General features: G+C 63.4%; 20 protein-coding genes and 1 tRNA gene. 14 read left to right on the forward strand and 7 right to left on the reverse strand.

All coding sequences use genetic code 11. The features are described from left to right. Positions 1–22: 22 nt before the first annotated feature. From NKJ77_RS27175 to tkt, 3 genes are all read right to left on the reverse strand, one after another. Positions 23–1,909, reverse strand: coding sequence for a potassium/proton antiporter (locus NKJ77_RS27175; RefSeq protein WP_023696439.1), 1,887 nt, complete (start codon positions 1,907–1,909; stop codon positions 23–25). A 206-nt stretch (positions 1,910–2,115) separates the two neighbouring features. Further along, positions 2,116–3,126, reverse strand: coding sequence for a type I glyceraldehyde-3-phosphate dehydrogenase (gap, locus tag NKJ77_RS27180; protein WP_023748339.1), 1,011 nt, complete (start codon positions 3,124–3,126; stop codon positions 2,116–2,118). 155 nt (positions 3,127–3,281) lie between these two features. Further along, complete coding sequence (gene tkt / locus NKJ77_RS27185; protein WP_023832011.1) at positions 3,282–5,273, reverse strand: transketolase; 1,992 nt, start codon at positions 5,271–5,273, stop codon at positions 3,282–3,284. A 273-nt stretch (positions 5,274–5,546) separates the two neighbouring features. Between tkt and NKJ77_RS27190 the strand changes: the two genes are divergently transcribed. The 4 genes from NKJ77_RS27190 (at position 5,547) to NKJ77_RS27205 (ending at position 8,065) form a co-directional block, all read left to right on the forward strand. Then, a complete protein-coding gene (locus tag NKJ77_RS27190) occupies positions 5,547–5,819 on the forward strand; it encodes a DUF4164 domain-containing protein (RefSeq protein WP_023670128.1) in 273 nt (90 codons plus the stop codon). Positions 5,820–5,831: 12 nt separating this feature from the next. Further along, complete coding sequence (locus tag NKJ77_RS27195; protein ID WP_023670127.1) at positions 5,832–6,197, forward strand: cell division protein ZapA; 366 nt, start codon at positions 5,832–5,834, stop codon at positions 6,195–6,197. A gap of 190 nt (positions 6,198–6,387) precedes the next feature. Beyond that, entirely contained in the window at positions 6,388–7,047 is a 660-nt protein-coding gene (locus NKJ77_RS27200; RefSeq protein ID WP_023670126.1) for a peroxiredoxin, read from the forward strand. A gap of 145 nt (positions 7,048–7,192) precedes the next feature. After that, a complete protein-coding gene (locus tag NKJ77_RS27205; RefSeq protein WP_031195636.1) occupies positions 7,193–8,065 on the forward strand; it encodes an MBL fold metallo-hydrolase in 873 nt (290 codons plus the stop codon). A 162-nt stretch (positions 8,066–8,227) separates the two neighbouring features. Here NKJ77_RS27205 and rpoH read toward each other — a convergent pair whose 3' ends face one another. Next, entirely contained in the window at positions 8,228–9,139 is a 912-nt protein-coding gene (gene rpoH, locus NKJ77_RS27210) for an RNA polymerase sigma factor RpoH (RefSeq protein WP_023670124.1), read from the reverse strand. A gap of 188 nt (positions 9,140–9,327) precedes the next feature. Next, entirely contained in the window at positions 9,328–10,386 is a 1,059-nt protein-coding gene (locus tag NKJ77_RS27215) for an RluA family pseudouridine synthase (RefSeq protein WP_352536003.1), read from the reverse strand. A 25-nt stretch (positions 10,387–10,411) separates the two neighbouring features. On the opposite strand from NKJ77_RS27215, the gene NKJ77_RS27220 reads away from it, so the two are divergent. The 6 genes from NKJ77_RS27220 to tolA all read left to right on the forward strand — a co-directional run bounded on the left by NKJ77_RS27220 (position 10,412) and on the right by tolA (position 14,049). Further along, positions 10,412–10,792 (forward strand): hypothetical protein, encoded by a 381-nt coding sequence (locus NKJ77_RS27220; protein WP_023690093.1) that lies wholly within the window; start codon positions 10,412–10,414, stop codon positions 10,790–10,792. Between the two features lie 13 nt (positions 10,793–10,805). Next, a complete protein-coding gene (locus tag NKJ77_RS27225; protein ID WP_352536004.1) occupies positions 10,806–11,213 on the forward strand; it encodes a VOC family protein in 408 nt (135 codons plus the stop codon). Between the two features lie 92 nt (positions 11,214–11,305). Next, positions 11,306–11,380: transfer RNA gene (locus NKJ77_RS27230), tRNA-Glu, on the forward strand. Between the two features lie 591 nt (positions 11,381–11,971). Beyond that, positions 11,972–12,553, forward strand: a complete 582-nt coding sequence (locus tag NKJ77_RS27235) for a VOC family protein (protein WP_023683976.1) — start codon at positions 11,972–11,974, stop codon at positions 12,551–12,553. Between the two features lie 25 nt (positions 12,554–12,578). Beyond that, the gene (locus NKJ77_RS27240) at positions 12,579–13,460 is read left to right on the forward strand and encodes a glutathione S-transferase family protein (protein ID WP_023690096.1); all 882 of its coding nucleotides are present in this window, start codon (positions 12,579–12,581) and stop codon (positions 13,458–13,460) included. Between the two features lie 220 nt (positions 13,461–13,680). Continuing rightward, positions 13,681–14,049, forward strand: a complete 369-nt coding sequence (gene tolA, locus NKJ77_RS27245; RefSeq protein ID WP_023690097.1) for a cell envelope integrity protein TolA — start codon at positions 13,681–13,683, stop codon at positions 14,047–14,049. 135 nt (positions 14,050–14,184) lie between these two features. Here the strand turns inward: tolA and NKJ77_RS27250 are convergent, their stop codons facing one another. Beyond that, on the reverse strand, positions 14,185–14,400 hold the full coding sequence (locus tag NKJ77_RS27250; RefSeq protein WP_023690098.1) for a hypothetical protein: 216 nt from the start codon (positions 14,398–14,400) through the stop codon (positions 14,185–14,187). 292 nt (positions 14,401–14,692) lie between these two features. On the opposite strand from NKJ77_RS27250, the gene NKJ77_RS27255 reads away from it, so the two are divergent. Together NKJ77_RS27255 and NKJ77_RS27260 are read left to right on the forward strand one after the other, a co-directional pair. Next, the gene (locus tag NKJ77_RS27255) at positions 14,693–15,403 is read left to right on the forward strand and encodes a DUF2865 domain-containing protein (RefSeq protein ID WP_352536005.1); all 711 of its coding nucleotides are present in this window, start codon (positions 14,693–14,695) and stop codon (positions 15,401–15,403) included. Further along, entirely contained in the window at positions 15,400–15,606 is a 207-nt protein-coding gene (locus tag NKJ77_RS27260; protein WP_352536006.1) for a hypothetical protein, read from the forward strand. The genes NKJ77_RS27255 and NKJ77_RS27260 overlap by 4 nt, the downstream gene beginning before the upstream one ends. A 107-nt stretch (positions 15,607–15,713) precedes the next feature. Here the strand turns inward: NKJ77_RS27260 and NKJ77_RS27265 are convergent, their stop codons facing one another. Further along, positions 15,714–16,070 (reverse strand): hypothetical protein, encoded by a 357-nt coding sequence (locus NKJ77_RS27265; protein ID WP_023670115.1) that lies wholly within the window; start codon positions 16,068–16,070, stop codon positions 15,714–15,716. A gap of 188 nt (positions 16,071–16,258) precedes the next feature. On the opposite strand from NKJ77_RS27265, the gene NKJ77_RS27270 reads away from it, so the two are divergent. Together NKJ77_RS27270 and NKJ77_RS27275 are read left to right on the forward strand one after the other, a co-directional pair. Continuing rightward, positions 16,259–20,821: a PAS domain-containing hybrid sensor histidine kinase/response regulator gene (locus NKJ77_RS27270; RefSeq protein ID WP_502904433.1), complete on the forward strand. Its 4,563-nt coding sequence runs from the start codon at positions 16,259–16,261 to the stop codon at positions 20,819–20,821. Positions 20,822–21,318: 497 nt separating this feature from the next. After that, the gene (locus NKJ77_RS27275) at positions 21,319–22,347 is read left to right on the forward strand and encodes a substrate-binding domain-containing protein (protein ID WP_352536008.1); all 1,029 of its coding nucleotides are present in this window, start codon (positions 21,319–21,321) and stop codon (positions 22,345–22,347) included. Positions 22,348–22,437 lie beyond the last annotated feature (90 nt).

Genomic DNA, 22,437 nt, shown 5'->3' on the forward strand with positions numbered 1-22,437 from the left:
GTCAGCGTGAACCGATCGCTTGTCAGCCTTCGGTCGTTATCTTTTCCGCCGTCGGCTCAAGGGCCTTCTCATTGGCTATCGCCTCTGCAGTCTGCGTCTCGGTCGGCTTGTGCCAGTTGCGGATGAAGGCGGAGACCCGATCGCCGATCTCGCCGGCGCTCAGGAACACCGGAACCCGCGCCACCGGCGCGGTCGGCTCGAAGGAGAGGCCGAGACCGGTGATCTTGCCCTTGTCGTCGACGTCGCGGACGATCAATTCGATCGGGCCGATCAGCACCCGGTCGGCATATTCGGCATGGCCGCCGAGCCGCGCCGTCACCAGCGCGCCGACGGTGAGCTTCTGCTCGGCTTCGCTCAATCCCGGAGTGTATGCGGCCTCGAGCTCTGCGGCCGAGCGGGCGGGATCGACGGCAAAGGCGCCGAAGAAGTCGGCATCCTCGGGGTCGACTACGGCGCGGCTGGCAAACAGCTTGTCAAGCAGGCGCGGATAGCGGTCGGGCACGAAGATGTAGACCTGGTCGCCGGCCGCGAGCCGGCCCATGTCCTGGAAACGCATCGAGCGGCCGTCGCGCAGCACCAGCGAGGGCCGTGCCCAGCGCGGGATGCGCTCGCCGCGCGCCACCGGGCTGCCGGGCGCGACGCGGTAGGCGAGCAGTTCGTGGTGGGCGGAGCCCGGCAGTTCGAGTTCGACCTTGTCGAGCGGCCCGAGTCTCGCCGGCACGATCAGGCCGAGCCGGCGCGCCAGCGGACCGACCGACCAGCCCTGCACCACCAGCGATACCAGCACGATGATGAAGGCGACGTTGAAGATGGTGCGGCCGTTCTCCAGTCCGCCGAGCAGTGGGGTGATGGCAAGCAGGATGGACACGGCGCCGCGCAGGCCGACCCAGGAGACGAAGGCGATCTCGGGACGCGGCAGGCGGAACGGGATCAGGCAGAGCCAGACGGCGACAGGGCGCGCGACAAACATCAGGAACAGGCCGAGCAGCACCGCGGGCACCATGATCGCCGGAAACTGCGAGGGTGTCGCGAACAGGCCGAGGATCAGGAACATAATGATCTGTGCCAGCCACGACATGCCGTCCTGGAAGCGCTTCAGGATGGTGACGGCGCGGATGTCGGAGTTGCCGGCAATCAGCCCGGCGAGATAGACCGCCAGGAAGCCCGAGCCGCCAATGGCGCCGGCGGCGGCGAACACCATCAGTGACAGGGTCAGCACGAAGATCGGCAGCAAGCCATGGTCGAGGTTGAGCCGGTCGACGAGGCGCACGATGCCGAGCCCGCCAAGCACGCCGACGACGGCGCCGAGCCCCATATTGAGGAGGAAGCCGAGGATCAGGTCGGTGACCAGCACATGGGTCTCGGGATTGGCGTGGGCGGCGATGATCTCGACCAGCGTGATGGTCAGGAAGATGGCGATCGGGTCGTTGGTGCCGGATTCGACTTCCAGTGTCGCGCGCACGCGCTCGCGCAGATTGATTTCGCCGGCGCGCAGCAGGAAGAACACCGCAGCCGCATCGGTCGAGGCGACGGCAGCTCCAAGCAGGAAGGATTCCAGCCAGCTGAGGTCGAGCAGGTAATAGGCGGCGGCGCCGAACAGGCCAGTGGTCAGGATTACGCCAAAGGTCGCCAGCGACAGCGCCGGGCCGGCCGCCTGGCGCAGCGCGTTGAGCGGCGTGCCGAAACCGGAATCGAACAGGATGACCGCCAGCGCCAGTGAGCCGGCAAAATATGCCACGCGCGCATTGTCAAATTCGATACCGAGACCATCGACGCCGCTGGCGAGGCCGATGCAGAGGAAGAGCAGCAGCAAAGGGGCGCCGAAGCGAAAGGCGATCAGGCTCGAGAACGCTGCGGCGACGACTAGCGCTGTGCCGACCAGCGTGACGAGATAGATCGCATGCTCCATCCGTGATTTGCCCCTCGAATTCCTCTTTCTACCGATTCACGGGAGAGTGGGGCGAAGGAATGGCCGGTGCAAGGCGCAAGGATGGCTTTTTGCCTTATGCCGCTGATTTTCCGGCGTTTGGCGGCTCGGCGCGCCTTGCCCGGCGCGCTGACGAAAAACGCCCGGGCACAGCCGAGCGTTCGAAGCTGCGAGACGATGCCTTCAGATCAGGCGATGGTCTTGCCGAAGGCGACCGAGGTGTCGGCCATGCGGTTGGAGAAGCCCCACTCATTGTCGTACCAGGACAGCACCGAAACGAAGTTGCCGTCCATGACCTTGGTCTGGTCGAGCGCCAGGATCGACGAGCGCGGATCGTGGTTGAAGTCGATCGACACATTCGGATGATGGGTGACGCCGAGAATGCCCTTCAGCTTGCCGTTGGAGGCAGCGATCACCGCTTCGTTTACCTCCTGCACGGTGGTGGCGCGCTTGGCGATGAACTTGAAGTCGACAACCGAGACGTTGGGGGTCGGCACGCGGATCGAGATGCCGTCGAGCTTGCCCTTGAGGTCGGGCAGCACCAGGCCGATCGCCTTGGCCGCACCGGTCGAGGTCGGGATTTGCGACAGGGCAGCCGCGCGGCCGCGGTAGAGATCCTTGTGCATGGTGTCCAGCGTCGGCTGGTCGCCGGTGTAGGAGTGGATCGTCGTCATCATGCCCTTTTCGATGCCGACGGTCTCGTGCAGCACTGCGGCCAGCGGCGCCAGGCAGTTGGTGGTGCAGGACGCATTCGAAATGACGATGTGGTCCTTGGTCAGCTTGTCGTGGTTGATGCCGTAGACGACGGTGAGGTCAGCACCTTCGGCAGGCGCGGAGACGACGACGCGCTTGGCGCCGGCGGTCAAATGCGCGGCAGCCTTGTCGCGGGCGGTGAAGATGCCGGTGCATTCGAGCGCGATGTCGATGCCGAGCTCCTTCCACGGCAGCTGCGCCGGGTCCTTGATCGCGGTGACCTTGAAGGTCTCCTTGCCGACGGTGATCTGGTCGCCCGAGACCGACACTTCGTGCGGGAAGCGGCCGTGCACGCTGTCATAGCGCAGCAGATGCGCGTTGGTCTCGACCGGGCCGAGGTCGTTGACGGCGACGACGTCGATGTCCTTGCGGCCGGATTCATGGATGGCGCGCAGGATGTTGCGGCCGATGCGGCCAAATCCGTTGATGGCAACTCTGACGGTCATTTTACTCTCCCTGAGAGCTGGAGGCGGCAGATGGGTCCGCAGCTTCATAGCGGCGGATGGCACAAGAATCCAGCCGCAGAAGGCCGAATTTAAATCGATTAGGTTGGTCCAGCCCCGCGAATCCGCCTTGGAGGTGCGCGGGACTGACCCTGATCTTACTTGCCGTGCAGGCGGGCTTCCGCCGCCTTGGCCGCGGCTTCGGCGGTGATGCCGAAATGCGGGTAGAGCTGCTCGATGGTGCCGGAAGCGCCGAAGCCGGTCATGCCGATGAAGATGCCGTCGGAGCCGATCAGGTGATCCCAGCCCTGACGGATGCCGGCCTCGATCGCCATCTTGATCGGCGCGTTGCCGATCGTCTCCTTGCGATAGGCGTCGCTCTGCTGGTCGAACAGTTCGAAGCAAGGCACCGAGACGACGCGGGTCGGGTGCCCATGCTTTTCAAGCAAATCACGGGCGCCGAGCGCGATCTCGACCTCGGAGCCGGTCGCGAAGATCGTCACCGCCGCTTCGCCGCTCGCCGCGGCCAGTTCATAGGCGCCCTGGCTCGAGAGGTTCCTGGCCGAGTGCTCGGTGCGCACCGTCGGCAGGTTCTGGCGGGTCAGCGCCAGGGTGGACGGGGTCTTTTCCGATTCAATGGCAATCTGCCAGCATTCGGCGGTTTCCACCGCGTCGGCCGGACGGAAGACATTGTGGTTGGGGATGGCGCGGAGCGCCGCCAGGTGCTCGACCGGCTGGTGGGTCGGGCCGTCTTCGCCCAAACCGATCGAATCATGGGTCATGACGAAGATCGAGCGGATGCCCATCAGCGACGCCAGCCGCATCGACGGACGGGCATAGTCGGAGAAGCACATGAAGGTGCCACCGTAGGCGATGAGGCCGCCATGCAGCGTCAGGCCGTTGAGGGCGGCCGCCATGCCATGCTCGCGGATGCCGTAGTGGACATAGCGCTGGCCGTAATCGTCCGGCGTGATGTTCTTGGTCTGGCTGGTCTTGGTGTTGTTGGAGCCCGTCAGGTCGGCAGAGCCGCCGATGGTTTCCGGCACCGCGCCGTTGATGACTTCCAGCGCCATTTCCGACGATTTGCGGGTGGCGACCTTCGGCTTGTCGGCCGACAGCTTCTTCTTGTAGTCGGCAATGACGGCATCGAAATTCGACGGCAGCTTGCCGGCGAGGCGGCGCTCGAACTCGGCCTTCAGCTCGGGCTTGGCCTTGGCGAGCCGGCCTTCCCAGTCGGTGCGCGGCTTGACGCCGGCCTTGCCGGCGGTGCGCCAGGAGTCGAGAATGTCGGCCGGAATTTCGAAGGGCGGCGAGTCCCAGTTGAAGAATTTCCGCGCGCCTGCGATCTCGTCGGCGCCGAGCGGCGAACCGTGCGCCTTGTTGGTGCCGGCCTTGGTCGGGGCGCCGAAGCCGATGGTCGTCTTGCAGGCGATCATCGTCGGCTTGTCGGAATGGCGGGCGGCTTCGATGGCGTAGGCGATCGCCTCGGGGTCGGTGCCGTCAATGTGGCTGGCGTTCCAGCCCGAGGCCTGGAAGCGGGCGACCTGGTCGGTGTTGTCTGCAAGCGAAACCGGACCGTCGATTGAGATGTTGTTGTTGTCCCAGAAGACGATCAGCTTGTTGAGCTTGAGGTGGCCGGCCAGCGCGATGGCTTCCTGGGAAACACCTTCCATCAGGCAGCCGTCGCCGGCCAGCACATAGGTGTAGTGGTCGACGAGGTCGTTGCCGAAGGCGGCGTTCATGATGCGCTCGCCGAGCGCGAAGCCGACCGAATTGGCGAGACCCTGGCCGAGCGGGCCGGTCGTCGTCTCGATGCCGGTGGCATGGCCGTATTCGGGATGGCCGGCAGTCTTGGAACCCAGCTGGCGGAAATGCTTGATCTGGTCGAGGGTCATGTCCTCGTAACCGGTCAGATGCAGCAGCGAGTAGAGCAGCATAGAACCGTGGCCGGCCGACAGGATGAAGCGGTCTCGGTCCGGCCAATGGGGGTTCTTCGGATCATATTTCAGAAAGCGGGTGAACAGCACTGTGGCGATGTCGGCGCAGCCCATGGGCAGGCCGGGATGGCCGGACTGGGACTTCTCGACGGCGTCCATGGAGAGAAAACGGATCGCATTGGCCATCCGGTCATGTTGTTCACGCGACGTCATGGTACCTCCGGGGTGGGGATTTGTGGGCTTGGCAGAGCCCAGGAAAGAGTGCGCGACACATAGCAGCCACGGGCTTTTAGTCAACAAATCGGCTGCACATTTGCCGGTCTTGTGATGGCTTTGAGACCTTATGGGGCGACCTACATTAGCGTTAGCGGGGGACAGTCGCGAGAGCTTTGTTGACGTTGCCTTCACCCGGTGCCTAATGTTTCCTTGTTAACGCGTTCTGAACGCGAAGCGATTCGGTGATGGGCAGGGCACAGGACGAAGGCCATGACCGGCGAAACCACACTCAAGGAAGTCATCCACAGGCTGGGCAAGGCCATCGAGGGGCTGGAAAACGCCGTCGCGGCCAAGCTCGAGCACGAGCGCGACTATTCCGAAGCCGAGGCTGAGGTGCAGCGCATGAACGCCGACCGTTCACGGCTGGCGCAGGAACTCGACAATTCCGAAGCCCGCGCCGAACGGCTGGAAGATGCCAACAAGGAAGTGTCGCGCCGCTTGGTGACCGCCATGGAAACCATCCGCGCGGTGCTGGACAGGTAGGAGCTGCAGGCCATGGCACAGGTCACGGTTTCCATCGACGGCAAGCAGTATCGCATGGCTTGCGACGAGGGTCAGGAAGAGCACCTGATCGACCTCGCCGAGCGGTTCGACCGTTATGTCTCGCATCTGAAGGATTCGTTCGGCGAGATCGGCGACCAGCGGCTGACGGTGATGGCCGGCATCATGGTGATGGACGAGCTTTCGGAGCTGCAGAAGCGGGTCAAGGGCATGGAGACCGAAGTGCAGACGCTGCGCAAGACTCGCGACGAAGCGCTGACCAAGGCCGACAAGAACGACACCGTGCTGACCAGCGCGCTCGGCGCGCTCGCCCAGCGCATGGAAGACCTGGCCACGTCGCTGGCGGTCAACAAGGCCTGAGCCTTCCCCGCACAAACGAAAGATTGTCGGCCCAACGTCGGTCCGTAGAACGAAAGTGCTCGTTCCGTCGCCAATAATAGTTTCCTATTGTCCTGCAGCCGCGATTTTTGCGCTAAGATGCGGGAATGCCGGAGCGTTGACGCCGTCCACGGCCGCTCCTGACGAAATCTGTTGCTGGGGAAATAATGCCATGAGCCTTCGTATCAACGACATCGCGCCTGACTTCACCGCCGAGACCACGCAAGGGCCGATCAAGTTTCATGACTGGATCGGCGACGGCTGGGCGATCCTGTTCAGCCATCCGAAGAATTTCACCCCGGTCTGCACCACCGAGCTGGGCACGATGGCGGGGCTCGAAGGCGAGTTCAAGAAGCGCAACGTCAAGGTCATCGGCATTTCCGTCGATCCCGTTGCGAGCCACGACAAGTGGCAGGCCGACATCAAGACGGCGACCGGCCAGACGGTGAATTACCCGCTGATCGGCGACAAGGACCTCAAGGTGGCCAAGCTCTATGACATGCTGCCGGCGGGCGCCGGCGAGACGTCGGAAGGCCGCACGCCGGCCGACAACGCCACGGTGCGCTCGGTCTATGTCATCGGGCCGGACAAGAAGATCAAGCTGGTGCTGACCTACCCGATGACGACGGGCCGCAACTTCGACGAGATCCTGCGCGCGGTCGATTCCATGCAGCTGACCGCCAAGCACCAGGTGGCGACGCCGGCCAACTGGAAGCAGGGCGAGGATGTGATCATCACCGCCGCGGTTTCGAACGAAGATGCGGTCAAGCGTTTTGGCGCTTTCGAGACGATCCTGCCCTATCTCAGGAAGACCAAGCAGCCGTCAGCCTAGGTTTTCTCCGTCGGAGCTATTTCGGGCTTCAGTCCTATTTCTGGCAAGGCGTGCTTGACCGGCGCGCTTTGCCAGATGACCATGCTGTTGTTCAACCCGACGGAGAAAACGGTTCCTGTCGGGCAAGGGGCAGGGGGGCCGGACATTGGACATCGCTTCGGCCAAACCTGAGGTCGCCGGCTTCTACGACAAGCCGACCGGCGCCATCCAGTATGTCGTCACCGACCCGGTGACGAGACGCTGCGCCGTCATCGACCCGATCCTCGACTTCGACGAAAAATCCGGCGCGACGGCGACGAAGAATGCCGACGCCTTGCTGGATTTTATCCACGAAAACGGGCTGGAGCTCGAGTGGATCCTGGACACCCATCCGCATGCCGATCATTTCTCGGCGGCGCACTATCTCAAGGAAAGGACCGGCGCGCCGACGGCGATCGGCGACAGGATCGTCGAAGTCCAGGCGCTGTGGAAGGCGATCTACAACTGGCCGGATTTCCCCGCCGACGGCTCGCAGTGGGACCGGCTGTTTGGGGAAGGCGAAACGTTCATGATCGGCAACCTTCCGGTCAAGGTGCTGTTCTCGCCCGGCCACACGCTGGCCTCGATCACCTATGTCATTGGCGACGCAGCCTTCGTCCACGACACGCTGTTCATGCCCGACAGCGGCTCGGCAAGGACGGATTTTCCCGGCGGCAGTGCCGCGCGGCTGTGGCATTCGATTGAGGGCGTTCTGGCGCTGCCGGACGAAACGCGGGTGTTTGTCGGCCACGACTATCAGGCCGGCGGGCGCGAGCCGTGCTGGGAGAGCACGGTCGCCGAGCAGAGGGCAAAGAATATCCACCTCGTTGCGGCGCGCAGCGAAGCCGAGTTCGTCGCCTTGCGCGAAGCGCGCGACAAGACACTGCCGATGCCGCGGCTGATCCTGCATGCGCTGCAGGTCAACATGAATGGTGGACGGCTGCCGGAACCGGAGGCCAACGGCCGAAGGTATCTCAAGTTTCCGCTGGATGGGCTGTAGATCGGTTCATGCTGTTGGCGCCGTCGCCGAAGCTGCCAATCTCCCCCTCAAGGGGGGAGATCAGCTGTTGCCCGACTTTCGCTAACCGCCGACGGACGACAAAACAAAAAAGGCGGCGCCGGTTTCCCGACGCCGCCTTCTGTTCCTTAGCCGAACCCGGCTTTACGCCGCGGGCTGCGCCTCGATCGTGCGCAGCGCCTGCATCTGGCGCTTGGCGGCGGCCTTGACCGCGTCCTGCACCTTCTCGAAGGCGCGCACCTCGATCTGGCGCACGCGCTCGCGGCTGATGTCGAACTCGGACGACAGCTCTTCCAGCGTCAGCGGCTCCTCGGCGAGGCGGCGTGCCTCGAAGATGCGCCGCTCACGATCGTTGAGCACGGCCAAAGCACCCGACAGCATGCCGCGGCGGTTTTCCAGCTCGTCCTGTTCGATCAGCATGTCTTCCTGGCTTTCGTGGTCATCGACCAGCCAGTCCTGCCATTCGCCGGATTCACCTTCGCTGGCGCGGATCGGCGCGTTCAGCGACGCGTCGCCCGACAGGCGGCGGTTCATCGACACGACTTCGGCTTCCGACACGTTCAGCCGGGTGGCGATCTCGGTGATCTGGTCGGGCTTGAGGTCGCCATCGTCCAGCGCCTGGATCTTGCCCTTCACCTTGCGCAGGTTGAAGAACAGGCGCTTCTGATTGGCGGTCGTGCCCATCTTGACCAGGCTCCACGAGCGCAGGATGTACTCCTGGATCGAGGCCTTGATCCACCACATGGCGTAGGTCGCGAGGCGGAAGCCACGCTCGGGTTCGAATTTCTTGACGGCCTGCATCAGGCCGACATTGCCTTCCGAGATCACTTCGCCGATCGGCAGGCCGTAGCCGCGATAGCCCATGGCGATCTTGGCAACGAGCCGAAGGTGGCTGGTGACGAGCTTGTGCGCAGCGCTGGTGTCTTCATGCTCGGCGTAGCGCTTGGCGAGCATGTACTCTTCCTGCGGCTGAAGCATGGGAAAGCGGCGGATTTCTTCCAGGTAGCGGCTGAGGCCGCCTTCGCCGGAAACAATACTGGGTAGTGACTGGGCCATGATTGCGCCCCCTCTCTATTGGAGTGATGCCCCCGAAACGCGGCGGGCATGTGACGCGAGCACCAAAAGGCTCGCCCGCGGCAACTGATTTATATAGGAACAAAACCAGAAAAGACAGGCATTTGTTCAACACGAAACAGTGTGTCACGCTGAAGTGAACAATGCCGCTCAGGTTTTAGCTGGCTGGTTCAGAGCTTGCGGAAGCCGCCGACGAGTTCCTCCATGTCCCCCGGTATCGGCGCCTCGAACCTCATCGATAAATGGGTAGCCGGGTGCCGAAATGCAAGAAGCCAGGCATGCAAAGCTTGCCTGGAAAATGCCTTGACCTGACCCTTCAGCAGTTCGGGCAGCCGGTTGGCCTTGGTGCGGAAGGCCTGGCCGTAATCGGGGTCACCGATGACGGGATGGCCGATGTGGGCCATGTGGACGCGGATCTGGTGGGTGCGGCCGGTTTCCAGCCGGCATTCGACCAGGCTGGCGGTGGCGAACGCCTGCTGGCCCTCGCCGAAACGCTCCTTGACGGTGAAATTGGTCACGGCGTGGCGGGCGTCGTCACGGCCTTCCGGCACGACGGCGCGGCGCACGCGGTCGGCGGCACGGCCAAGCGGCGCGTCGACCGTTCCGGTCGGCCGCGACGGGATTCCCCAGACCAGCGCCAAATAAGCACGTTCGAGGTCGCCGGTGCGGCCGTGGTCGGCAAAGGCCTCCGACAGCGCCTTGTGGGCGCGGTCGGTCTTGGCCACCACCATGACGCCGCTCGTTTCCTTGTCCAGCCTATGGACGATGCCCGGCCGCCTGACGCCGCCAATGCCGGAAAGACTGTTGCCGCAGTGGTGGATCAGGGCGTTGACCAGCGTGCCGGTCCAGTTGCCGGCGCCGGGATGGACGACGAGGCCGGCCGGCTTGTTGATGACGATCAGCTCGTCGTCCTCATAAAGCACGTCGAGCACGATGGCCTCGCCTTGCGGTTCGGCCGGTTCCGGCTCGGGCATGACGACCGATACGCGCTCGCCGGCACTCATCTTGCGCTTGGTCTCGTCGACCGGCTTGCCGTCGATCGAAACGGCACCTTGCCGGATCAGCATCTGCACCCGGCTGCGCGACATGTCGGGACCAAGGGCGCTCGCCAGCCACTGGTCGAGGCGCTGGCCGGCCGCTTCCGCGCCGGCTTCGAGCACGGTTGGCGCCGCCTCTATGAATTGTCCAGCCTCTATCAATTCAGGGGTCTCTTCGCTATGAGCGCTCATCGAAAAAAGTTCCGGAAGTTCTGCCATGGCCCGGCCCGTTGCCGATGAAGAAGAAAAGCCGCTCGATCCCGAGATCGAAAAGGTGCGCGGCAGGCTCATCCGTTTCATGGCCATCAATCTCGGCCTGCTTTTGCTGGCCCTTATGGTGGTGATCGCAGCCATTGTCTACAAATCGCGCAAAGCGCCGCCCGCGAACCCGCCGCTCGCCAACGACATTCCAGTTCCGCCCGGCGAGCCGCTCGCGGCCGACATAGTGCTCCCGGTCGGAGCCAAGGTGATCAGCCAGGCTCTGTCGGGCAATCGCATTTCGATCGACGCCGAGCTCAGCGACGGCAGCCGCACCATCTTCGTCTACGACATCGCCGAGCGCCGTATCATCGGCCGCTTCGCCATCCGCAACAAATAGCTGGGCCGAGACAATGACCGGGTTTGCCGACCATCGCCGCATAGCAACCGTCACGCTCGTGGTCGCCGATTATGACGAGGCGATTGCCTGGTATGTCGGCAAGCTTGGCTTTGCGCTCTGCGACGACATCGATCTCGGTGACGGCAAGCGCTGGGTGACTGTGACGCCTGCGGCCGGGCAAGGCCCGCGGCTGCTTCTGGCGGAAGCGTTGGACGATGTGCAGAAAAGCCGCGTCGGCGACCAGACCGGAGGCCGCGTGGTTTTGCTTCTCGAAACCGATGATTTTGCCAGGGACCATGCGACGATGCTGGAAAACGGCGTCGAGTTCCACGAAACGCCACGCCATGAGCCTTACGGCACCGTGGCGGTTTTCGCCGATCTCTACGGCAATCTGTGGGACCTGATCGAGCCGAAACGCTAGGTCCGCAAACCGACATTGCACAGAAGCGGTCCGGCCGTTCGAAGCCCAGTTGCTTTTTCCAAACCGTCAGCCTATATCGCCGGTTCTTGAACGCGCCCATCGTCTAGCGGTCAGGACACCGCCCTCTCACGGCGGGAACAGGGGTTCGATTCCCCTTGGGCGTACCAAGCAACCGCTTTCCTTCCGCATCATCGACAATTTCGGGCAGCAGCCGCGCGGATCGCGTGTGACCGCGAGGGCCGGCGGCATAAGCGAAAACCCGGCAAATCCGCGTCACAGATACACCCAATTTAAGTCAGACCGCGACGCTTGAAAGCGTAGCGATCTCTGTTACTTGCGGTGCGGGGATAGCATCTGCGGCAACGCGGATTTGGTTGGGCATAGCAGGTATGAGTTCGGCAAAAATGATATGCCCGTGCTGTCACGGCAGCGGGCAGGTTTTCGATTGCTTGAAATGGCGCGAGTCGAAAGGGCATTGCTGCCCGCAAGGCACGCATCGGGCCGGCTGTCCCGGGCAGACCATGGCATGCGCCGAATGCGCGGGCCTGGGCACGCTGGCGGAAGCCGAGCTCAGAGCGGTCGCGTAGCCTCAGGTCATGCAACTCAAACCCCTTTCACCATCCAGCGCCGGCAGTCTCCGCGAGCTTCTGGCGCGGCGCTGCCAATTGCACTAGCATCATGTACGAAGCCTCGCCAAAGGGCGTTGCGGCGCGCAAGACGCCGGGGAACATAGGCGAGGGTCGGCGAGGAGGAGACCGATGCAGAAACTGCAGTCGCAGGGCGTCCATCACATCACCCTCGTCGGCGCCGGGCGCCAGACTTCGATCGATTTCTGGGAGGGCGTGCTCGGCATGCCGTTCATCTTCGAGCAGCCCAACCTCGACAAGCCAAGCGAAAGTCATCTCTATTTCGATCCCGGCGACGGCAGGTTGATCACCGTCTTCACCGACGAGAGCCGCACGCCGGTCAAGCGGCGCACGCCCACCGAACCGGGCTGCGTCCATCATATTGCGTTCTCGGTGTCGCGCGTCACTTTCCTGCAGGCGGTCGCCCGGCTCGACGAACGCGCCATCAAGCACAGCGGCGTCAAGGATCGCGGCTTCATGGATTCGATCTATTTCGAGGATCCGCTCGGCCTCTTGATCGAACTCGCCTCCTATCGCTTCGATCCGCCGGCAGGTTTCACCCATGCCGACGTGCTGATGCAGGCGCACAAGCTGCGCGTTGCGCGCGGCGACTACAACATCGCCGAAGTGCACCTTGCCGACGCGATCCAGACGCTGGTCGAGTGGTCGCGCGCGACCTTGTCGGACGACCGGACGCCGAAGAATCCATACTGACGGCCAGCAAAAGGGGAGGACCATAATGGCAAAGACAGTGATCAAGAGCGCCGGGAAATCAGCGGCCAAGCCTGCGGCGAAAGCGGCTGCGAAGCCGGCCGCAAAGGCCGTAAAGGCCGCGCCGAAGGCAGCCGCAAAGCCGGCCGCGAAAGCCGCGACAAAGCCGGCTGCCAAGAAATCCGCGCCGAAGGTCAAGGCGGCGAAAAAACCGGCGCTGAAGCTCTCGATGCTGAAGCCGAGCGTCAACAACATGACCGTCCGGGTGTTTGCCCGTGCGGCCGGGTTCGACGCCGCCGAGACCGACGCCTGGGGCCACACGCGCTCGCCCGAATATATGGCGCGCAATCCGGCGCATCTGACGCCGATGATCGAGGACAAGGGGCTGCCGCGCGGCGTGCTCTGGGAGAGCTGTGCCATCATGCAGTATCTCGCCAACAAGCACGGGCTGGAGAAATTCTATCCCAAGGCGCCGGCCAAGCGGGCGATGGTCGACAGCGCCATGTTCTACCTGATCGGCACGCTCTACCCGTATGTGGCGCGCGCCACCTATCCGGCGCTGGGTTTCCCGCACTATGCCGGCGAGGTCGGCCATAGCGACGCTCATCCGGAGAAGAAGTCCGAGGCGCAGAAGGCCGCCATGGCGGCGATTGCCGAGCCGCTGGAGGTGTTTCACTCCTTCTTCAGGGACGGCAAGCCGTTCATCGGCGGCAAGCACCCGTCGATCGCCGACATACGCCTGGCATCGACGCTGGAGTTCCTGGCCGTCATCGACTATGCGCTGCCAAAATGGGCCAAGGAGTATGTCGCTGCGATGGAGAAGAAACTCGGTAAGGCCTATGCCGAGCCGGCCGGCGACGTGCGCGGCTACATCGCCTATGTGAAGTCGCAGGCCAGCGCGCAACGCTAAGGATTCATTAACCAGAACGCTGTCTATTGAAGGCACCGCGCGACCACGGATGTACTGGCGCAAGGGTGAAGGGAAAGGTCGGCGCAATGCCGGCCTTTTGCTTTTCGCCGATGCGCCATCAGGCACGTCTCATGCTGTAAAGTCCGACATCAGGCATATTGCCATCGTTTGCTTCGACCCTACCATCATGGTCGGCGGACGACACACGAGGAGCTTTGCGATGAAGGGCGTAGCGAGAGTGTTTGCGATTGCCGGTGTTGTGTTGGTCGGAGGCTACCCGTGCAATGCCGCGCCGCTCGACACGATGGCGGAGGTCGGCGATGCCATCCAGGCGTGCTGGACGCCGCCGGCGGGTGTTGGAAATGCCAGCGTCACCTTGAGCTTCAGCTTCAAGCGCGACGGCACGCTGATCGGTCCGCCGCGGCCGACGGCGATCAAGGTCGATGGCGATGCCGATACCAGGAAGTCATTCGTCGACGCCGCAACCACTGCCCTGCAAAAGTGCCTCCCGTTGAGCTTCTCGCCGACGCTGGCGCAAGGCGTCGCGGGCAATGTCTTCACCGTGCAATTCGCTTCGCCCAAGCAGTAGGCGAGCGGGCGAGCGTTTCACCGTTTTCACAGAAACGGCGACCCCCTCTCTCGTTGTCTTTACGCAATTCCCAGGGGAAAGCGCTACGCGCTTTTCCCGGAAAAACGACTCACACTTTTCCTGAAGTTGCTCTGATCAGTTGTGCGGGCGTCTGATATCGACATGCCGCTGCAGTTCCGGCGTCTCGAAGACGTAGTCGGCCCAGGCGGATTCCGGAATCTGTCCGGCCAGATAGCATTCCAGCAACAGGCTCTGTTCGGGATCGAGCGCTCTCGGCGCCCGCTCATGGTCCAGCCCCAGCGAGTGGAACAGGTTCCTGGTCAGGCCAGAGACAGTGAAGTGAATAGACATCTTCGTCTCCTTTGCCCGACACAACGCGAGACACCGGAGAAAGGTTTCATCCGCAAGGGCCCGATAACGCGGGATCGATGATTGCGGCGGCCCGGGCTCGCCCGAGCCTGGCCTCGTCGCAATCTTGAAACAAAAGTGTAATAGCGAATTTACAGGAACCGGCATAATACACTCGGCATAAAATACCTGGCGGTTCTTGGCGTCTCTTCAATTAGACTTACCTCACGCATTGAGGCTCAATCGGCTGGAGCGGCGATCGGCTCCACAGGGGTACAAGGACCAGGTGTCGCCGATGATGCGTTTGTGGCTTGTCGTGACCTTTGCACTGGTGTCGGCAAGCGTCCTCGGCATTTCGGCTTCCCTTGCCGATCCATGCGCCGCGCTCAGGAGCCAGCTGGCACCGTCCGGCCGCAGCGGCGGGATCAGCTCCGAGCTTGCGCAGCTGCGTCGCCAGCTTGCGGCGATCCAGGGGCTGGAGAGGCAACGCCGGTGCACGGCGCAAAGTGCGGTGGGGGGCTTCTTCAATGCTTGCGCCGACCTCGCCAAAAGCCGCACACAGGTGCAACGCCAGATCGCCGGCGCCGCGATTTCGCGCCGGGATGCGTCCGGACTGCAGGCCAGGCTCGTCGCGCTCGGCTGCACGCCCGCCGCCGGGCAACAAAGACAGCGTCCGGCTGGCGCCATGATCGGCAGCAATTCGATGCTGTTTTGCGTTCGTCTCTCCGACGGCTATTTCTTCCCGGCGCCGAAATCGCAGTTCGTGCAAGGCGGCGATGTCAAGGAGATGGTCGATCAGTGCCGCTACATCTGCGACGATGCCGGCGTCGACCTGTACACGCTCAGTGATCCAAGCCTTGAAACCGAAGAGATGGTCGCGCTCGATACGCGCACATCCTACAAGGACCTGCCGACGGCCTTCAAATATCGCAATGATGCGAACTTCAGGGCCTGCGACCTCAAGCGCTATCACCGGCGCGTTGCCGAGCTGAGAGCGCGCACGTGACGCCAGCCAATATGGCCAACGCGATCATTCCTTTGCCGTCAGCGAAGCCGGATCTTGGCACCGTGGCGCAACTTCCCCATCCTGGCGCAGACGCTGCAGAGGCCAGGGGCGCCGCCCAGCGACAGTCGGTCGAGCCATTGGCCGGCTCGCGGCCGGTCAGGGTGGTCGGGCCGGCTTTCTTCCCGGCGGTAACCTGCGCCTAGAGCGTTTCACCGTTTCACCGAAACGGCGAACCGCTCTATGTCTTTGTTTTACGCAATTCCGGACGGAAAACCGTTTCACACTTTTCCTGGAATTGCTCTAGTACCAGCTATTCGCAAACCATCCTGTAGCGTTTGCCGGGTTCGCTGACATTCTTGCAGGTGAGCGGATTGGCCGGTTCGGAAGCCATGCTGGGAGGGCTGGACCTGACGTGCCGCCTTGGCGCAGCTATTTGTGTCGTGTGCCTGCGTGCCGCCGGCCGGTAGGGCTCCTGCGGCGGCGGCGTCGGAAACACACCGGCTGCCGCCTGCATCCGGCTGGCCTCAGTCTGCGACGGATCGCGATCCCAGACCCGCCTGATATCGAGCGGCTTCGGGATCACCACCGTGCCGTCATAGCTGCGTGCGCAGCCGCTGCCCGCAAGCAGCGCCATGCACAGGAAACAAGGCACGATCCAACCGGTCATCAGCAACACCCCCGCCGACTTATAGCCCGGCCGGGGTTCCGCCGACAACCGGCGGAATACCGCAGGGCAATGTGGCTCTGGCCGCAGTCTGGATTGGTTATGGTTAGCGGATCATTAATGCTTCTCGGGCACATTCCGCCGGCGAACCGCTGAGGGGGTTCGGCCTTGGCTTTCGGGGTGGGAACGGGATGGCTGACGGGACTGTTGGAACACGCGGCGGACGCGGTTCCCGAAAAGGGGCTGTGAACGGCGAGGATACGTCCGTCGGGGGTTCGCCCGAAGCGCTGCGCGAACTGGTCGGGGCCGGCGCCGACTGGGTCTGGGAGACCGACGCCGAGCTGCGCTTTTCCTGGCTTTCGGAGAACTACCAGGCCGCCACCGGCATCGATCCCGCCAGCATTCTTGGCCGTTTCCGCTTCGATTTCCTCAAGCAGATGGTGCACGGCAATCGACACGCCGCCGCGCATCTGGAGGATCTGCAGGCGCATCGGCCGTTTCGCGACTTTGTTTATGAGTTGAAGGGCGGCCGTCCCGGCTGCCGCTGGGTTTCGATCACCGGTTCCCCGCGGTTCGACGGCGAAGGCGAATTCATCGGCTATCGCGGCATCGGCCGCAACGTCACGGCACTGGCCGGTGCGCTGGACGAACTGCGGCAGGACGAGAGCGATCCGCCGGCCGGCGAGGCTACGCAGCACCTCGCCGATCTCGAGCGGACAATGGATGCCATGCATATGGGCGTCGTGGTGCTTGACGCGAAGTTCGACACGCTCATCGTCAACAAGGCCTATCGCGAGCTCTCCAGGATTCCCGATGGCGCCGTCACGGTCGGCGCGCCGTTCAGCCTGTTGATGGAACTCAACCGCCGCAACGGCATCTACGGCGATCTCGATGGACAGCAGTGGCAGCACTACCTCGCCACCCGCATCGAGGAGATCAGCGCCGGCTCGGTTGCGCCACGCGAATTTCTCCATGCCAATGGCAGGACGATGATGTTCTCCGTGACGGCGTTGTCCGGCGGCAAGCGGCTGTTGACCTACTACGACGTCTCCGAGCTCAAGCGTCGCGACGCCGAGATCGAGAGTGCCAACGCCAAGATCACCGAGACCTTCGCCAATCTTCGCACGATGGTCGACCAGATGCCGATCGGCGTGCTCGTCCTCGATGCCGACATGCGCGCGGAGGTGATCAACCGCGCCTTCTATGATTTCTGGGAAATCGATCCCCGGCGCGCCGGCATCGGCTGCGGCTTCCGCGAACTGATGCAGGCCAGCCGCGATATGGACCCGTACGGTGCTGACGATGCGGAATGGCAGGACCACATCGCCGAGCGCGAAGCAGAAATCTCGGCCGGCCTGGTGGGCTCCAGGCAATTGCCACGCAATGACGGCCGTACGCTGATTGCCTCGCTGGCGCCGCTCGCCGGCGGCAAAAGGCTGATCTCCTATGTCGACGTCACCAACATGAAGGATCGCGAGGCTGAACTCGCCCAAGCGCTGGAGAAATCGCGGCTGGCCGAGGCGGTGATCAACGGCGTCAAGGACCCGATCTTCGTCAAGGACGACAATCTGCGTTTCGTCTTCGTCAATGAGGCGTTTTCGGCACTGTTCGGACAGAGCCCGCAAGCGATGCTGGGCAGGCCCGGCGGCGACTTCCTCAAGCAAAAGGACGCCGCGCAATTCGAAGACAGCGAACGCGCCGTGCTGGCGACCGGCACGCCCTACGAGGTCGAGGAGACTTTCGACGCCGAGGGCGCCAGCCGCTCGCGCATCGTGCGCAAGAACCGCGTCGGCATGCCCAGCGGCCGCAACTATGTCGCCGGTTTCCTGTTCGACATCTCCGACATGAAGCGCCGCGAGACCGAAGCCGAGGACGCCCGCAAGAACCTCACCACGGTGCTGGAGTCGCTGCCGGCGGCCGTCATCATCTATGACCGCGACGACAAGTTCGTCTTTGCAAACCGCAAGCTGCAGGACACGCTGCCGGAGCTGAAACCGGCATGGCAGCCTGGCCGCAGCTTCCGCGCGGCCCTGGAACTTGGACATTCGGTCGGCTATTTCCGATCGAGCGGCGATCCAGAAATCGACAGGCTCTATGAAGGCGACCCCGATGTCTGGCTCAATGCCATCCTCGCCCGCTATCGCCTGCCCAACTCGTCCTATGAGCGCCTCAATGCGGACGGCCGCTGGTATCAGGTCTACGATATGCGCACCGAGGACGGCACCTTTATCGGCGTGCGCGTCGACATCTCGGAGATCAAGAGCCGCGAAAAGGCGCTGCAGGAAAGCATGCGCCAGATCGACCTGTTCCGCCACGTCATGGACGAACTGCCGGTCGCCGCCTTCATCAAGGCGCAGGATCTGAGCATGGAATTCGTCAACAAAGCCTGGTGCGCGCTGACCGGCATCCCCAAGGAGGAGGTCATCGGCCGGACCGATCTCCAGCTTTTCGGCATCGACGACGCCGAAACCTACACCCATGACGACACCGAGGTCGTCGTCACCGGGCGCGGCCGCGAGATCGAGGAGCCCGTTACCCATCGCGACGGCACGGTGCGGCAATTGATGACGCGCAAGAGCCGGCTGGTGGCGCTCGATGGGTCGGTGCACCTGGTCGGCTCCAGCACCGACATCACCGACGTCAAGGCACGCGAGCAGGCGCTGGAAGAGAGCATGCGCGAGAACGAGGTGTTCCGCAATCTCATCGACAACGTGCCGGTGTCGATCTACGCCAAGCGCTCCGACCTCAGGCAGTTCTACGTCAACAAGGGCTGGTGCGACCTCACCGGCCTCCGCAGGGAAGACGCGATCGGCAAGACGGACATCGAGATTTTCGGCGAGGACGGCGAAGCCTTCGTCAACAGCGATCTCGCCGTGCTGCGCACAGGCGATACACAGGAGATCGAGGAAACGGTGACGCTTGCCGACGGCAGCGTGCGCCACCAGTTCGCCCGCAAGGGCGCGATGATCGCGTCCGACGGTTCGCTCTATCTGATTGGGTCGACCACCGACATCACCGAACTGAAGCTGCGCGAGGCCGAACTGCGCGAGGCGCGCCAGCGCGCCGTGCTGGCCGACCGCGCCAAGTCGGAATTCCTGGCCAATATGAGCCACGAGATCCGCACGCCGATGAACGGCGTACTCGGCATGGCCGAGTTGCTGGCCAAATCCGACCTCGATCCCAAGCAGAAGACGTTCACCGATATCATCGTCAAGTCGGGTAACGCGCTCTTGACCATCATCAACGACATACTGGACTTCTCCAAGATCGATGCCGGACAGCTGGTGCTCGACCCTGCGCCCTTCAACCTGCCCGAAGCGATCGAGGATGTGGCGACGCTGATATCGACGCGCGCCAAGGAGAAGGACCTCGAGCTCATCGTGCGCGTCGAGCCGGGCCTGGGAAGCCTGTTCGTCGGCGATGTCGGTCGCATCAGGCAGATCGTCACCAATCTGGTCGGCAACGCGGTGAAGTTTACCGACGAAGGCCACGTGCTGGTCGACGTGACCGGACAAAGGGGGCCGACGGGGACAAAGCTTACCGTTTCGGTCACCGACACCGGCATCGGCATTCCGCAGCAGAAACTGAAGCTCGTCTTCGAAAAATTCAGTCAGGCCGACACCTCGTCTACCAGACGCCACGAAGGCACAGGGCTCGGGCTCGCCATCACCTCGCGGCTGGTCGAGTTGATGGGCGGCGAGATCGGTGTCGAGAGCGCCGAAGGCAAGGGCTCGACCTTCTGGTTCACCGTGACATTGCCCAGGGCCGAGGAACAGACCGGACGGCGGATCATGCCGGTCGACGTGACCGGCTCACGGGTGCTGATCGTCGACGACAATGCCGTCAACCGATCGATCCTGAGCGAGCAGATGGCGTCATGGACCTTCGATTCCTGCGCCGCCGAAAGCGGACCCGAAGGGCTGAAGGTGCTGGTCGCCGCGGCTGCCTACGGCGTGCCGGTCGACTGCGTCGTGCTCGATTATCAGATGCCGGGGATGAGCGGCGCCGAAATGGCGCGCGTCGTGCGCAGCACCGCAGGGCTGGCCGACACGCCGATCATCATGCTGACTTCGGTCGACCAGTCGCTCGCCAACACCAGCTATCGCGATCTCGGCATCGACGCCCAGCTGATCAAGCCGGCGCGTTCCTCGGTGCTTCTGGAAACGCTGGTCGCCACCATCCAGCGGCACCATCACAATATCACAGACGGCCGTGTGCTGCCGGCGGCAAGCAGCGGTTCCGGCGGCGGCAGGAACGAACCGTCGCCGGCAAAGCCGCCGCTCGCTGCCTCGGAACGCGCCCTGCTGCAACCGCCGCCGGTTCGTGCCCGCGCCCGGGCCGCCGGGGATGAACGCCGGCTCGACATCCTCGTTGCGGAGGACAATGAAGTGAACCAGATGGTGTTCACCCAGATAATCGGCGAAACCGGCTACAGTTTCGAAATCGTCGGCAACGGCCGCAAGGCGCTCGATGCCTTCGGCCGGCTTAATCCGCGCATGATCCTGATGGACGTCTCGATGCCGGAGATGAACGGGCTCGAGGCCACCGCCGCAATTCGCCGGCTGGAAGAACATACGGGTATGCATATCCCGATCGTCGGCGTCACCGCGCATGCCTTGAAGGGCGACCGTGAGCGCTGCCTGGAAGCCGGCATGGACGACTATCTGCCCAAGCCGATCAGCCCCAGGGCGCTGCTCGAAAAGGTCGAGCGCTGGGTCGGCATATCAGGCGAAGCCCAACGAGACGCTGGATAGCAACCTGCGGCGCCGGCCGGGATTCGGCCGCGCCGCAACAGCCAAGGCTATGGTGCGATCGCACCATATCAAAGCTGGCGCCCAGTCAGGACAATGGTCACAACGAAACCGCTCATTCAGTTACGGGCGGGAGCAAGCGACCGCCGACAAGAAACAGCGTCGAATCTACCCCAACGGACCTGTTTTTGGCGATGGCTCGGCCAAAATTCGCTCTGGCCACGGGCAACGCGCTCCCGTCCGGTTTTTCTTTCTCGGCATCGCGGCCTGCGATCTGCCGGGACTTGATGCCAGCACGAATCGCGCAAGCGTCTGATTCCAGCGGCAACTTCCATCCCCACAAACCGGCTTAAAGGCTGCGGCTCACGAGGCGTCTGTGCGACGTTACCGGGCTGACACGAAACTGTCATGCGACTGTAATAATCGAAGGCTATTGGCCTCAGCGGGCGCCGGTTTGAAGAGGGCGCCAAGAGACCATCTTCCGAACAGGAGCAGGCCACATGAAGAAATTCCTCGTTACGGCATCGGCCGTGGCGGTAGCGTTCGCCGCATCGTCCGGTGTCGCCGCTGCGCGTGACCAGATCCAGGTCGCCGGTTCGTCGACCGTGCTGCCTTACGCCAAGATCGTCGCCGAGCAGTTCGGCGAAACCTTCACCAACTTCAAGACCCCGGTGGTCGAGTCCGGCGGCAGCGGCGCCGGCATCAAGGAGTTCTGCAAGGGCGTCGGCGAAGACACGATCGACATCGCCAACTCCTCGCGCCCGATCAAGAAGGACGAGCTGAAGTCCTGCGCCGACGCCGGCGTCAAGGACGTCCAGGAAGTCCGCATCGGCTATGACGGCATCGTCTTTGCCACCGACATCAAGGGTCCGGACTGGGCGCTGGTTCCCGCCGACATCTACAAGGCGCTCGCCGCCAAGCTGGTCGTCGACGGCAAGCTGGTCGACAACCCGAACACCAAGTGGAACCAGGTCAATCCGAAGCTGCCCGACTGGGATATCGCCGCCTATATTCCGGGTGAGAAGCACGGCACCCGTGAAGTGTTCGAGGCCAAGCTGCTCGACGCCGGCTGCGACAAGGCCGCTTTGAAGGCTGCCGGCATCGCCGACGACAAGGAAATCGGCAAAACCTGCATCGCCATCCGCAAGGACGGCAAGGCTGTCGACATCGATGGCGACTACACCGAGACGCTGGCCCGCATCGACTCCAACAAGACCGGCGTTGGCGTGTTCGGCCTCGCCTTCTACGAGAACAATGCCGACAAGCTGAAGGTCGCTACCGTGGAAGGCATCGTGCCTTCGACGCAGACCATCGCCGATGGCACGTACCCCGTGTCGCGGCCGTTGTTCTTCTATGTCAAGAAGGCGCATCTGGGCGTCGTTCCCGGCCTCAAGGAATATGTCGAGTTCTTCCTTGATGACCAGATGATCGGCCCGGAAAGCCCGCTCGCCCAGTACGGCCTGGTTTCCGCTCCCGACGCCGAACGTCAGGGCCAGCGCGACGCCTTCGCCGCCGGAAAGACGATGTAATCAACGGACGGAGCAGGGCGCGGATGAACTCCGCGCCCTGATTTCGCCGCTTGCCGCAACGGCGGCGGCGATCTGAATTTTCCCTGGGGT

Source organism: Mesorhizobium sp. M0052 (genome assembly GCF_040323255.1).
Classification (GTDB): Bacteria; Pseudomonadota; Alphaproteobacteria; order Rhizobiales; family Rhizobiaceae; genus Mesorhizobium.

Coding starts and splice junctions, on each gene's coding strand:
- NKJ77_RS27175 (WP_023696439.1), bottom strand. CDS start 1,909: ATGGAGCATGCGATCTATCTCGTCACGCTGGTCGGCACAGCGCTAGTC.
- gap (WP_023748339.1), bottom strand. CDS start 3,126: ATGACCGTCAGAGTTGCCATCAACGGATTTGGCCGCATCGGCCGCAAC.
- tkt (WP_023832011.1), bottom strand. CDS start 5,273: ATGACGTCGCGTGAACAACATGACCGGATGGCCAATGCGATCCGTTTT.
- NKJ77_RS27190 (WP_023670128.1), top strand. CDS start 5,547: ATGACCGGCGAAACCACACTCAAGGAAGTCATCCACAGGCTGGGCAAG.
- NKJ77_RS27195 (WP_023670127.1), top strand. CDS start 5,832: ATGGCACAGGTCACGGTTTCCATCGACGGCAAGCAGTATCGCATGGCT.
- NKJ77_RS27200 (WP_023670126.1), top strand. CDS start 6,388: ATGAGCCTTCGTATCAACGACATCGCGCCTGACTTCACCGCCGAGACC.
- rpoH (WP_023670124.1), bottom strand. CDS start 9,139: ATGGCCCAGTCACTACCCAGTATTGTTTCCGGCGAAGGCGGCCTCAGC.
- NKJ77_RS27215 (WP_352536003.1), bottom strand. CDS start 10,386: ATGAGCGCTCATAGCGAAGAGACCCCTGAATTGATAGAGGCTGGACAA.
- NKJ77_RS27220 (WP_023690093.1), top strand. CDS start 10,412: ATGGCCCGGCCCGTTGCCGATGAAGAAGAAAAGCCGCTCGATCCCGAG.
- NKJ77_RS27225 (WP_352536004.1), top strand. CDS start 10,806: ATGACCGGGTTTGCCGACCATCGCCGCATAGCAACCGTCACGCTCGTG.
- NKJ77_RS27235 (WP_023683976.1), top strand. CDS start 11,972: ATGCAGAAACTGCAGTCGCAGGGCGTCCATCACATCACCCTCGTCGGC.
- NKJ77_RS27240 (WP_023690096.1), top strand. CDS start 12,579: ATGGCAAAGACAGTGATCAAGAGCGCCGGGAAATCAGCGGCCAAGCCT.
- tolA (WP_023690097.1), top strand. CDS start 13,681: ATGAAGGGCGTAGCGAGAGTGTTTGCGATTGCCGGTGTTGTGTTGGTC.
- NKJ77_RS27250 (WP_023690098.1), bottom strand. CDS start 14,400: ATGTCTATTCACTTCACTGTCTCTGGCCTGACCAGGAACCTGTTCCAC.
- NKJ77_RS27255 (WP_352536005.1), top strand. CDS start 14,693: ATGATGCGTTTGTGGCTTGTCGTGACCTTTGCACTGGTGTCGGCAAGC.
- NKJ77_RS27265 (WP_023670115.1), bottom strand. CDS start 16,070: ATGACCGGTTGGATCGTGCCTTGTTTCCTGTGCATGGCGCTGCTTGCG.
- NKJ77_RS27270 (WP_502904433.1), top strand. CDS start 16,259: ATGGCTGACGGGACTGTTGGAACACGCGGCGGACGCGGTTCCCGAAAA.
- NKJ77_RS27275 (WP_352536008.1), top strand. CDS start 21,319: ATGAAGAAATTCCTCGTTACGGCATCGGCCGTGGCGGTAGCGTTCGCC.